Source organism: Streptomyces venezuelae ATCC 10712 (assembly GCF_008639165.1).
Classification (GTDB): domain Bacteria; phylum Actinomycetota; class Actinomycetes; order Streptomycetales; family Streptomycetaceae; genus Streptomyces; species Streptomyces venezuelae.
Window position 1 is genome coordinate 4,376,172 of the sequence record NZ_CP029197.1, and the last position, 12,228, is coordinate 4,388,399.

The following is a 12,228-nucleotide window of genomic DNA, read 5'->3' on the forward strand; positions in this document are numbered from 1 at the left end:
GTACGGCCCGTACTCGCACGAGGAGATGCCGCCCGCGCCCTGTTAATGACCTCGGCCCACGACAGCCCGCCCAGACGGCGGGAAAGCCGGGCGGGCGTCCGTCACGTGCGGCAACCGTCCACAGACCCCGGCCACGCTTCCATTGATCCCACGACCTCGGCCCGCGACGGCCGGCAGGCGCCGGGGGTGGGGTCCCGTACGTCGGGTGCGCTTCACCTATGAAGACGGGCCGACCCTGGCAATCAGCTGACCGGCGGGAATGACTGCACCGCGTGTCGGGTGGACATGACAGGCTTGCGCGGTGATTGTCGAGCTGACCCCCCGTTCTCTGACATGGGGCGATGTGGATCCTGCCCGTCACTTCTTCGACCGTGCGTCGGCGCCGCAGGTGGTGCGGTCGCTCGGGCCTGCGCGGAGGGTGCCCAGCCGTCCCGACATCCCCGCCGCTGACCCGGCGATGAGTGCCTGGAGCTGGGGCGAGGGACAGCCCTGGGCCGACGCCATGTCGCAGGCCCTCGCCGAGCACTACGGTCGCTGGAGCGTGGGCTGGCGCTGGGCGCACGACGAAGGCGATTTCGACGGGGGACCCGTCGGGAACTGGTGCTGCCCGAGCGACTCGATCACCACACCGCAGGAGACGATCGGCCGTGTCGTCGCAGCTTTGTGTGAATGGCGCGAGTGGCTGGAGAGTCTCGCCGGGTGGTTCGACGCGTACCCCTTGGACCTGACCGAGGTCAAGGATCAGCGGATTCTGTGGGAGCGGGCCGCCCGCAACCTGATCCTGCAAGTGACCGACCGGACCGGCTGCGGGAGCGCCTGGCACGGACACTGCCGTCAAGTGCTCACCTGGTTCCTCAGCCGCTGGGGCGTCGCTCCCGACCTCGCACAGGATCTGGTCGACGAGGCGATCGGCGGGCGGTTCGCAAGTTGGACCGGCCCTGACCCGGAGCTGGTCGAGGATGTCGCGGAGCGCCTCGCGCTGTCGGTGCAACCGGGAGACGGCGCACGGCCCGCCAGGCCGACGCTGGATCACCTTGAGCGCTGGCTCACGGTGCGCGAGAGCATTGCCTGGCAGGAGGTTCCGGAAGACGGCCGGGGCGAACCGGTGGTCCCGGCGCGCGATGGCGCGGCGGAGGACATACGCGCCTTCGACGGCGCCTTGGATCCCGCCCGTGCACAAGGCCTGCTGACCGCCCTTGAAATGGTGCGGGCCGACGCGAAACGCGGCTCCTGCCTCGACTTCGAGCTGCTGCAGCGCTGGCAGCACCAGGTCCTGGGCACCCAGCAGCCGCCGACGTTCCGCAGTCTGCCGGCCTTCGCCAAGGGAGGCCGGGAACGGTACGGCATCGGCCCGGACACCCGAGCCCGACTCGATGCTTGCCTGGCCGAGAGCACGCGGACCGCTGAGCGGCCCCTGCCCCTCACCGCCCGGGCCGCACGCGCCTCTCTGGACGTGTGCTTCTTCCATCCCTTCGACGACGGCAACGCCCGGTCCGCGTTCCTCGCCCTCGTCTTCGTCCTCGCCCGCGAGGGCGTCGCGCTCGACGGCGTCAGCCTGCTACGTCGCGTCACCTTCCAGGCGGATGAGCCGCAGGATGCGCTCACCCTCACGCGGTACATCGACATCCACCTCGCGGAGACCCGTCGCAACACCGCCTCCCTCGGCTCCTAGCGGTTGGGCAAGAAGGCGCTGCTGAGACCATCTGAGTTGCGTGTTCACGCGGATCGGTCGTGCAGATCAGATGGCGGCGGAGTACCGGGCGCCTGCCGGCGGCTCCCGCGTGGGCGCCGTCCAGCACGCTCGTGGACATCGTCCGGCCTCCCGCGCCGATCGGTCCGGTTTTCACGACCTGGCGTCGCAGCTGGGCGACGGCCGTGCCGAGTACATCGGTCGAGCCTTGGCAGGGCCCCGCATGCGCACCACCACGGACAACTACCGGGACGGCCGCTGGAGCGGCCCCCACCTCGACAAGGTTCCAGGCGCTCAGGCGTCGCTCAGCCCCTCCAGCTGGTTGAGGAACCAGCGCTGTGGGGGGAGGGCGGTGGCCGCTGACGCGAGGCGTTTGGTGCGGTCGGCGCGTTCCGGTGGGGGCATCGTCAGGGCCGTGTGGAGGGCCTCGGCGGTCTCCGAGACGTCGTAGGGGTGGACGGTGAGCGCGTCCTCCTTCAGCTCCTCGTACGCGCCCGCCCCGGTCGACAGGACCAGCGCGCAGCCCGCGTCGGAGACGACCGGTATCTCCTTCGCGACCAGGTTCATGCCGTCGCGCACCGGGTTGACCAGGGCCACGTCCGCGAGGCGGTAGGCGGCGAGGGAGCGGGTGAAGTCGTCCTCGACGGAGACCAGGACCGGCTGCCAGTCGGCCGTGCCGAACTCGGCGTTGATCTCCGCGGCCAGTTCCGTCACGGAGGCCGTGTACGCGCGGTAGGCGGCCAGGTCCTGCCGGGAGGGGTAGGCGGAGGCCAGGTGGACGACCCGGTCGCGCCATTCGGGGTGGACGGTGAGCAGCTCGCGGTAGGCGAGGAGGCCGCGGAGGATGTTCTTCGACAGTTCGGTGCGGTCGACGCGGACGATGGTCTTCCGGTCGCCGACCTCCTCCCGGAGCCGGGCGAGGCGCTCGTCGACCTGGGGGCGGTGGGCGAGGGCCCGGAGTTCCTCGGCGTCGACGCCGAGCGGGTGCACGCGCACCCGGGTCCGTGGCTGCTCGCCGCCGGCGCAGCTCAGGAACGCGGAGGCCCAGGCGGAGGTGTGGAAACCCAGCTCGTCGGCGCCGAGCATGCCGCGGAGCAGCTCGTCCCCGATGTCGGCCGGCAGCATCCGGAAGTACTCGGGCGAGGCCCACGGGGTGTGGGTGAAGTGTCCGATGCGCAGGTCGGGGCGGAGTTCCCGCAGTTGTCCGGGGACGAGCGCCAGGTGGTAGTCCTGCACCAGGACCGCCGCGCCCTCGTCCGCCGCGGCGGCCAGGGCTTCGGCGAAGGCGCGGTTGTAGGCGCGGTACGCCTCCCAGCGGTGCCGGAAGGCGGCGTCGAAGACCGGCTCGCGGGGGATGTCGTACAGGTGGTGGTGGAGGAACCACAGCACCGAGTTCGCGATGCCGTTGTACGCGTCGGCGTACACGTCGGGGGCGATGTCCAGCATCCGCACGCCGGGCTCGCCGATCCCGCGCCGGACGGCCTCCCGGTCGCCCTCGCCGAGCGCCGCGCACACCCACAGGCTGTCCTGCGAGGAGACGGCGCTCAGCCCGGAGACCAGGCCGCCGCCGCCCCTGCGGGCGTCGAGCTCGCCGTCCTCGCCGCGCACGTACGAGACGGGGCCTCGGTTGGATGCCACAAGAACAGAAGCCATGTGGCGAACCTAGCCCGTCCCGTAAACGCTCAAACGTACGTATACGAGACGGGCGGATCCGGCCACGGAGGGTGGCCGGACCCGCGGGGGGTCAGGTGTCGCGGCGGCCGCGCATCGCGGCCTTCGCCACCACGCCCGTCGCCGCCAGCGCGAGGCCGAGCGCGCCGAGCAGCCACAGCCGCTCGCCGTTGCCGCCGGTCGCGGCCATCGCGCCGCCGCGGCCGTCGCCGTGCGGGCCGGGGGCCGGGGGCGGCGGGGAGGCGGGCCCGGCGGTCGCCGGGGGTGTGGGGTCGGGCGTCGGGTCGGCCGGGTCCGGCGTCGGGGTGGGGGTCGGGTCGACCGGGTCCGGGGTGGGGTCGACCGGGGTCGGCGTCGGCTTCGGGGTGGGCTTGGGCCGGTCGAGCACCGGGGCCGCCGCGCAGGCGGGGTCCTCGCTGCCGGCTCCGCAGTTGGAGCGGGGTGTCTCGACCTCCACGCTGTTGCGGAGCCTGCCGTCGCCGGCCGGCGGGTTCTTGATCTTCACCGAGTAGGTGACGGTCGCCGTCTTGCCGGCCGGGATGGTGCCGACGTACCCGATCCTCGGCGCCGTGTACGTGGCCTTGCCGAGGTCCGCCTTCACGTCGCCGTTGTACTCGGCGTCGTCGAGGTTGCCGGTGAGGTCGTCGCCGAACTTCGCGTTCGGGTAGTCGACCGGGCCGACGTTCTTCGCGGTGATGGTGTACGTGACGGTGTCGCCGGGCTTGACCGTGCGCGGGGTCGCCGTCTTGGTGATCTCCAGGTCCGGCACCGGCACGGAGAATGCGAGCCCGGACGGCACGTAGGTGTCGCCGCGGGTCGCGAAGGCCAGGTCGGCCGAGGTGGCGCCCTGCGGGACGGCTCCGGCGGGGAGGTCGAAGGCCTTGGCGTCGATGCTCAGGTTGTTGACGAGCTTCGGGTCGACGGCGCCGTCGTCCTCGCTGATGAAGAAGTTGCTGGTGTTGCCGGTGTGGTTCTCGGTGACGTTCTTGCCGTCGACGAGGAAGGTGTCGCCCGCGGTGTTCCAGTCGCCCTCGTACGCCGTGACGCCGGCCCGCGCGGTGCCGCCGCTCCGGTGGAAGCCGTCCACGGTGATCGTGGTGGCGGGGGAGGTCGACCGCTGCAGGACATGGCCGCCGTACACGTACACGTTCCGCCGCTCGGGGGCGAGGGCCGCGACGGGGCCGGGGAACCTGTGGACCACCGTCAGCGACCAACCGGCCACGCAGCCCTTGCCGTTGGGCGCCCAGACGTTCCCGACGGCCACCTGCGCGTCCGTCCCCGAGACGCCCGCGAAGGCGGCGGTCACGTCCGACTCGCCCGTGTAGTAGTGCGGGCCGTTGGTGTCCGCCGGGTCGGCGACCATGCTGTCGATCGAGACCGGGATCGCGGCGCCCGCGCCGACCTTGATCACCGGGGCGGTCGTCGCGGGGTCCCCGGGCGAGGGTTCGACGTCCGCGCCGGAGATGTCGCAGCGCTTCAGTGAGGCCCCGCTCGGGCCCCGGTACGTGCCGTCGTTGCCGCCCCAGAACAGCCGGGCGTAGGCGACCTCGGCGCCCGCCGGGATCTTCACGTGGCCGGTGCTGGAGCCGTAGTCGGCCCCGGTGCCGCCGGCGTCGATCCGCCGCATCACGAAGGTGTTGTTGTTGTCCGAGCCCTGGCCGCTCGCCGCCGTCGCGCAGCGGGCGGCCAGGTCGGCGGGGGCGGTCGGACAGCCCATGACGGTGTTGCCGATCGTCGTGAAGTCGCCGTACACCGACGCGTCGTACCGCTTGCCGAAGGGCTCGACCACGTCCGCCGCGGCAGGCCCCGCCGTGGTGAACGCGAGCGAGCCCGCCGTCAGGCCGACGGCCGCGAGCACCCTGCCCAGGTGATGTTGTCTGAAGCGCATAAAAGGGCAATGTAGGCAAAACGGATCATCATGGGGCGTTACGCCACGCGACGGCGCGCGTACTCCACGATTTCGGCCATCGGCGGCCGCTCCTCCGTGTCCACCGCGTACGTCCGCGGCTCGAAGCCCTTCTCGCCCCGCTCGAACTGCGTCAGCCACGGCCGCACCAGATGCCCCCGCGAGAGCCGCAGCTGCGCCGTCCGGTAGATCGCCGCCGCCATCCGGCCCAGCGCCCGACCGTCCTGGTGCCGGTGCTTGCGCACCCCCACGTCCACCTGGGCCAGCGCGTCCAGGCCCACCGTGTGCAGCGCGTCCACCAGCAGCCCCAGCTCCACTCCGTAACCGACCGGGAACGGCAGCCGTTCGAGGAGGGACCGGCGCGCCGCGTACTCGCCGCCCAGCGGCTGCACGAAACCGGCCAGCTGCGGCCAGTGCAGATTGAGCAGAGGACGGGCCACCAGCTCCGTCACCCGGCCCCCCTGACCAGGGGTGTCGCCGAACGGCCGGTCGTACATCGCCTTGACGAAGTCGATGTCCGGATCGGTCAGCAGCGGGCCCACGATCCCCGACACGAAGTCCGCCGAGAAGTCCCGCAGATCCGCGTCCACGAAGCACACGACGTCCCCGCTGGTCACCATCAGCGACCGCCACAGGACCTCGCCCTTGCCCGGCACCGCCGGTATCCGGGGGAGTATCGCGTCCCGCGCCACCACCCGCGCGCCGGCCGCCGCCGCCACCTCCGCCGTACGGTCCGTGGAGCCGGAGTCGATCACCACCAGCTCGTCGACCAGCGGCACCGCCTCCGACATCAGCTCGCGCCGGATCACGGCGACGATGTCCCCGACGGTCGCCTCCTCGTTCAGTGCGGGCAGGACGACGCTGACCTTCGTATTCCGTTTGGCGGCGAGGATCCGCTCCAGCGGCCGGTCCGCCACGGACCAGGACCGCCGCCCCAGCCAGCGCTCCACCTCTTCCAGCACGTGATCTCCATCTCGCGGTTCGGACGGCCGGTCCAAGCGTCCGGGCCTTCGGTTACAGTCTTGAACAACGCGGATGCCCGATGCACGTCGGGGTGCCGCCCGCGTCGGAGCGTCGGAACGAAGTCCAGCGCGCTTCACAATCGAATACCGCTCATCCAGAGGGGCAGAGGGAAACGGCCCGTTGAAGCCCCGGCAACCCTCCAGTCGGTTCGTCTCGTCCTCCAGCGAGGTCCCCGGCTAGGGAAGGTGCCAAATCCGTCTCATGGCGAAAAATTCGTCATGGGAAAGATGAGGAGAAAGGGCCTCGCCTCCATGGCTGTACAGAACGCCGCTTCCGCCGCCACCGTCGACCTCGGTCCCGCGTCCGGGCTTTCCTGCCGCGAATGCGGTGAAGTCTTCCCGCTCGGTCCGATCTTCGCCTGCGAGCTCTGTTTCGGACCGCTCGAAGTCGCGTACGAGCTCCCCACCGGTGACCCCGAGGCGCTGCGCAAGCAGATCGAGGCCGGACCCGCCAACATCTGGCGCTACGCCCCCCTGCTGCCCGTCCCGGCCGACGTCGCCGAGAAGCCGAACCTGAACCCGGGCTGGACCAAGCTCGTCCAGGCCGACAACCTCGCCCGCGAGATCGGCGTCGCCCCCGGCAAGCTCTTCGTCAAGGACGACTCCGGCAACCCGACCCACTCCTTCAAGGACCGGGTCGTCGCCCAGGCCATCGAGGCCGCCCGCGCCTTCGGCTTCACCACCCTCTCCTGCTCCTCCACCGGCAACCTGGCCGGCGCCGTCGGCGCCGCCGCCGCCCGCGCCGGCTTCCGCTCCTGCGTGTTCATCCCGCACGACCTGGAGCAGGGCAAGGTCGTCATGGCCGGTGTCTACGGCGGTGAACTCGTCGCCATCGAAGGCAACTACGACGACGTCAACCGCTTCTGCTCCGAGCTCATCGGCGACCCGCTCGGCGAGGGCTGGGGCTTCGTCAACGTCAACCTCCGCCCGTACTACGGCGAAGGCTCCAAGACGCTGGCGTACGAGATCTGCGAGCAGCTCGGCTGGGTCATCCCCGACCAGCTCGTCATCCCGATCGCCTCCGGCTCCCAGCTCACGAAGATCGACAAGGGTCTCCAGGAGCTCATCAAGCTGGGCCTCGTCGAGGACAAGCCGTACAAGATCTTCGGTGCGCAGGCCGAGGGCTGCTCCCCGGTGTCGGTGGCCTTCAAGGCCGGGCACGACGTCGTGCGGCCCCAGAAGCCGAACACGATCGCCAAGTCCCTCGCGATCGGCAACCCGGCCGACGGCCCGTACGTCCTCGACATCGCCCGCCGGACCGGCGGCGCCGTGGAGGACGTCGACGACGAGCAGGTCGTGGACGCGATCAAGCTCCTCGCGCGGACCGAGGGCATCTTCGCCGAGACCGCGGGCGGCGTGACCCTCGGCGTGACGCGGAAGCTCGTCAAGGACGGGCTGATCGACCCGAACCTCACCACCGTCGTCCTCAACACCGGCGACGGACTCAAGACCCTGGACGCGGTGGCCGACACCTCTCAGGCGACCGCCACCATCCGCCCGAGCCTGGACGCCTTCCGCGACGCCGGCCTGGCCGTCTGAGCCGGCCCGCCCTCCAGGTCCACTGAAAGGTTACGAAGACATGGCCGTGAACGTCCGCATCCCCACCATCCTCCGCACCTACACGGGTGGCCGGTCCGAGGTCCAGGCCGAGGGCGCGACCCTCGCCGAGGTCATCGCGGACCTGGAGAAGAACCACACGGGCATCGCCGCCCGCGTCCTGGACGACCAGGGCAAGCTGCGCCGCTTCGTCAACGTCTACGTGAACGACGACGACGTGCGCTTCGAGCAGGGCCTGGAGACGGCCACCCCGGCCGGCGCGGGCGTCTCGATCATCCCGGCCGTCGCCGGCGGTTGCTGAGTCACTCGGCTCGTCGTCTGTCCCGTCTTTCTTGAATTGCCCCTTCCGCGTCAATAAGCGGAAGGGGCAATTCTGCATGGTTGAGCGCGGTAGAGTTGGGGAAGTCCCCTCCGCTGCTCATGCCGGACGCATATGAGAATGCGTCCCCGCGCGACAAGAAGCAGCCAAAGTGTGTGCGCGTTGTGTACCTTCTGCGCGCTTTGCCGGGCCCGACTTGCCCCGGGATTCAAGGGATTCTCCCGAATTCGCCTTTCCAGCACGCCCAGAATTCTCGCTCGAATGACCTGTTGCAGAGGGCAGTTGGGCAGATACATTCAGCCGCGGTCGACGCGTTCCGGCGCAGGGTCTGACCCGGGTCCGCGAAGTGCGGTCCCGCGCAAGGGCCAGTAATAGGGGAGTTAGGCATGGCTCAGGGCACCGTCAAGTGGTTCAACGCGGAGAAGGGCTACGGCTTCATCGCGGTCGACGGTGGTGCGGATGTTTTCGTCCACTACAGCGCGATCCAGATGGATGGCTACCGCAGCCTCGAAGAGGGACAGCGAGTCGAGTTCGAGATCTCGCAGGGCCAGAAGGGTCCGCAGGCGGACATGGTCAAGCTCGCCGTCTGAGCGCGGCGCGATCGGCCACCGACGCAACGCCGTCGAGGGGCCCGCATCCCTGAGGGGACGCGGGCCCCTCGCGCGTTCCCCGCGCCCCTCGCGCGCCCCTGTCCACCTCCCGAAACTCGAGAGTCGCTTGCACTCTCCTATGCCGAGTGCTAATCATTGGCGTTAGCACTCGGCAGGTGAGAGTGCTACGAGGATCGGGCAGACGAGGCCGCCGGCCGGGTGGGGCAAGGAACCACGCGGAGCTGCGGAGGCCGTCCGTCGCGGGCGTCGGCGCGGTCCTGGAGCGTTATCCACCCCATGTCCGGGAGGACCACTTCACATGGCCAAGATCATCGCGTTCGACGAGGAGGCCCGGCGCGGTCTCGAGCGCGGCATGAACCAGCTCGCTGACGCCGTCAAGGTCACCCTCGGCCCCAAGGGTCGCAACGTCGTCCTCGAGAAGAAGTGGGGCGCCCCCACGATCACCAACGATGGTGTCTCCATCGCCAAGGAGATCGAGCTCGAGGACCCGTACGAGAAGATCGGCGCCGAGCTGGTCAAGGAAGTCGCCAAGAAGACGGACGACGTCGCCGGCGACGGTACGACCACCGCCACCGTCCTCGCCCAGGCGCTCGTCCGCGAGGGCCTGCGCAACGTGGCCGCCGGTGCCAACCCGATGGCCCTCAAGCGCGGTATCGAGAAGGCCGTCGAGGCCGTCTCCGGCGCCCTGCTCGAGCAGGCGAAGGATGTCGAGACCAAGGAGCAGATCGCTTCCACGGCCTCCATCTCCGCCGCCGACACCCAGATCGGCGAGCTCATCGCCGAGGCGATGGACAAGGTCGGCAAGGAAGGCGTCATCACCGTCGAGGAGTCCCAGACCTTCGGTCTGGAGCTGGAGCTCACCGAGGGCATGCGCTTCGACAAGGGCTACATCTCGGCGTACTTCGCCACCGACATGGAGCGCATGGAGGCGTCGCTCGACGACCCCTACCTCCTCATCGTCAACTCCAAGATCTCCTCGGTGAAGGACCTGCTCCCGCTCCTGGAGAAGGTCATGCAGTCGGGCAAGCCGCTGCTGATCATCGCCGAGGACGTCGAGGGCGAGGCCCTGTCGACCCTGGTCGTCAACAAGATCCGCGGCACCTTCAAGTCCGTCGCGGTCAAGGCCCCCGGCTTCGGCGACCGCCGCAAGGCGATGCTGAACGACATCGCCATCCTCACCGGCGGCACGGTCATCTCCGAGGAGGTCGGCCTCAAGCTGGAGAACGCGGGCCTCGACCTGCTGGGCCGCGCCCGCAAGGTCGTCATCACCAAGGACGAGACCACCATCGTCGACGGTGCCGGTGACAGCGAGCAGGTCGCCGGTCGCGTGAACCAGATCCGCGCCGAGATCGAGAACAGCGACTCGGACTACGACCGCGAGAAGCTCCAGGAGCGCCTGGCGAAGCTCGCCGGTGGCGTCGCCGTCATCAAGGCCGGTGCCGCGACCGAGGTCGAGCTCAAGGAGCGCAAGCACCGCATCGAGGACGCCGTTCGCAACGCGAAGGCGGCCGTCGAGGAGGGCATCGTCGCCGGCGGTGGCGTGGCCCTGCTCCAGGCCTCCTCGGTCTTCGAGAAGCTCGAGGCCGACCTCGCGGGTGACGAGGCCACGGGCGCGAACATCGTGAAGCTGGCCCTTGAGGCCCCGCTGAAGCAGATCGCGGTCAACGCCGGCCTCGAGGGCGGCGTCGTGGCGGAGAAGGTCCGCAACCTGCCCGTCGGCCACGGTCTGAACGCCGCGACCAACGAGTACGTCGACCTCATCGCCGAGGGCATCATCGACCCGGCGAAGGTCACGCGCTCCGCGCTGCAGAACGCCGCGTCGATCGCCGCGCTGTTCCTCACCACCGAGGCCGTCATCGCCGACAAGCCGGAGAAGGCCGCCGCGCCGGCCGGCGGCGGCATGCCGGGCGGTGACATGGACTTCTGATCCTCCGGGATCGGTGGTTCATCGCCGAAGGCGCGAGCCGGACGCGACACGCACGCGACCGAGGGCGGCACCCCCACCAGGGGGTGCCGCCCTCGGGCGTTTCGCGGATGCTGGAAGGGCGGGCACCTTCCCGAAGGCCGAAGGGAACAGACCATGGTCACCCTCCTGACGACGCCGGCCGACCGCGAGCTGGTCATCACCCGCACCTTCGACGCCCCGCCGGGCCGGGTCTGGGAGGCGTGGACGCACCCCGAGCACGTACGGGAGTGGTACGGCGTCTCCGCGCTGACCACGTCCGTCGTCGACATCGACCTGCGGGTCGGCGGCGGGTGGCGCTGGGGCCAGACCGCGCCGGACGGCCAGGAGATCGTCTTCTCCGGTACGTACGAGGACGTCGTCCCGGTCGAGCGGCTCGACTACACGGAGGTCTTCGAGCAGATGCCGGACACCGCACCCGTCCACGTCACCCTCACCTTCGACGCGACCCCGGACGGCGGCACGGCCCTGACCAGCACGTCGTTCTGGCCCTCGAACGACATCAGGGACCAGGCGCTCGCGGCGGGCATGGAGGCGGGGGTCCGCGAACAGTACGACCGCCTCGCGGAACACCTGAAGTCGATGTGAGACCGGGGCCCTTGATCCTCTCGGCGGTTCAGGTGGTCACGGGCGCTGGAAGGCGGCCGACCAGAGGAAGGGTTCGCCGAAGGTGGGGGAGTCGTGGGTTTCGTCGTGCATGCGGCGGATCTCGATCTCGGTCAGGTCCGGCGTGCCGCTGGTGAAGATCGTCCTCAAGGCCGTGTCCGTATAGGCGAGTCCGCCGTCGAGGCTGCCCTGGCGGTAGAAGTCGGCGTCCGGGAGTTCGGAGCCCATGCCGCCCTCCCCGGCGGCGAACGCGGTGAGTGTGAAGTGCCCGCCGGGCGCGAGGAGGCGGTCCAGGAGCGCGAGGTAGCTGACGCGGCGGTGCGGCGGCAGGTGGTGGAAGCAGCCGGAGTCGTGGATGAGGTCGTACGGGCCGTCGAGGGCGGTGCCGGGGGCGAAGGCGTCGCCCTGGACGAAGCGGATGCCGGGGGCGCCGCCCTGCCCGGTGCCGCCCTGCCCTACGCCGGTCTTCTCGGCTCGCTCCCGGGCCCAGCGGATCGCGGTGGGCGAGAGGTCGACGGCGTCCACCTGGTAGCCCAGCGAGGCGAGGTAGAGGCTGTTGCGGCCGGGTCCGCAGCCGAGGTCGAGCGCGCGGCCGCCGCCGGCCGGGAGCAGCCCCCGCTCGACGTACGACACAAGGCTCTCGTCCGGCTTGGCGACGAAGAACGGCACCGGCTTGTCGCGGTCGGCGTAGAAGCCGTCCCACCAGTCGGAGCCGCCGCCGGACCAGCGGTCGGCGCCGGGCGCGAACAGCCCGTCGAGCAGGTTCAGGACGTCGTCGATCGTGCGGATGCCACGGTCGTTCGGGCTCATGTGGATCTCCCCTCCGAGTTCCCCAAGAATATGGCCAGTTGAAGGAAAAGCCCAGGTCAGGGGTGGTGTACGG

General features: G+C 70.3%; 10 protein-coding genes and 1 riboswitch. Of the genes, 6 read left to right on the forward strand and 4 right to left on the reverse strand.

From position 1 onward, the window contains the following. Nucleotides 1–301 precede the first annotated feature (301 nt). The gene (locus DEJ43_RS20240; protein ID WP_041662721.1) at nt 302–1,672 is read left to right on the forward strand and encodes a Fic family protein; all 1,371 of its coding nucleotides are present in this window, start codon (nt 302–304) and stop codon (nt 1,670–1,672) included. A 312-nt stretch (nt 1,673–1,984) separates the two neighbouring features. On the opposite strand, the gene DEJ43_RS20245 is transcribed toward DEJ43_RS20240, so the two are convergent. The 3 genes from DEJ43_RS20245 to DEJ43_RS20255 form a co-directional block, all read right to left on the reverse strand. Then, nucleotides 1,985–3,343 (reverse strand): alpha,alpha-trehalose-phosphate synthase (UDP-forming), encoded by a 1,359-nt coding sequence (locus DEJ43_RS20245; protein WP_015035240.1) that lies wholly within the window; start codon nt 3,341–3,343, stop codon nt 1,985–1,987. A 91-nt stretch (nt 3,344–3,434) separates the two neighbouring features. Further along, nucleotides 3,435–5,249 carry a DUF11 domain-containing protein gene (locus tag DEJ43_RS38560; protein WP_015035241.1) on the reverse strand — a complete coding sequence of 605 codons (1,815 nt, stop codon included), beginning with the start codon at nt 5,247–5,249 and terminating at the stop codon, nt 3,435–3,437. A 38-nt stretch (nt 5,250–5,287) separates the two neighbouring features. Next, complete coding sequence (locus DEJ43_RS20255; protein ID WP_015035242.1) at nt 5,288–6,229, reverse strand: glucosyl-3-phosphoglycerate synthase; 942 nt, start codon at nt 6,227–6,229, stop codon at nt 5,288–5,290. 148 nt (nt 6,230–6,377) lie between these two features. Further along, nucleotides 6,378–6,524: riboswitch (SAM riboswitch) on the forward strand. On the opposite strand from DEJ43_RS20255, the gene thrC reads away from it, so the two are divergent. From thrC to DEJ43_RS20280, 5 genes are all read left to right on the forward strand, one after another. Next, the gene (thrC, locus tag DEJ43_RS20260) at nt 6,518–7,828 is read left to right on the forward strand and encodes a threonine synthase (RefSeq protein ID WP_015035243.1); all 1,311 of its coding nucleotides are present in this window, start codon (nt 6,518–6,520) and stop codon (nt 7,826–7,828) included. Its footprint overlaps the riboswitch before it by 7 nt. Nucleotides 7,829–7,868: 40 nt before the next feature. After that, on the forward strand, nt 7,869–8,147 hold the full coding sequence (locus DEJ43_RS20265) for a MoaD/ThiS family protein (protein ID WP_015035244.1): 279 nt from the start codon (nt 7,869–7,871) through the stop codon (nt 8,145–8,147). Between the two features lie 404 nt (nt 8,148–8,551). After that, entirely contained in the window at nt 8,552–8,755 is a 204-nt protein-coding gene (locus DEJ43_RS20270) for a cold-shock protein (protein ID WP_015035246.1), read from the forward strand. Nucleotides 8,756–9,074: 319 nt separating this feature from the next. Further along, complete coding sequence (gene groL, locus DEJ43_RS20275; RefSeq protein WP_015035247.1) at nt 9,075–10,703, forward strand: chaperonin GroEL; 1,629 nt, start codon at nt 9,075–9,077, stop codon at nt 10,701–10,703. A gap of 153 nt (nt 10,704–10,856) precedes the next feature. After that, nucleotides 10,857–11,327, forward strand: a complete 471-nt coding sequence (locus DEJ43_RS20280; RefSeq protein WP_015035248.1) for an SRPBCC domain-containing protein — start codon at nt 10,857–10,859, stop codon at nt 11,325–11,327. Between the two features lie 36 nt (nt 11,328–11,363). Here the strand turns inward: DEJ43_RS20280 and DEJ43_RS20285 are convergent, their stop codons facing one another. After that, entirely contained in the window at nt 11,364–12,155 is a 792-nt protein-coding gene (locus DEJ43_RS20285) for a class I SAM-dependent methyltransferase (RefSeq protein WP_015035249.1), read from the reverse strand. Between the last annotated feature and the right edge of the window lie 73 nt (nt 12,156–12,228).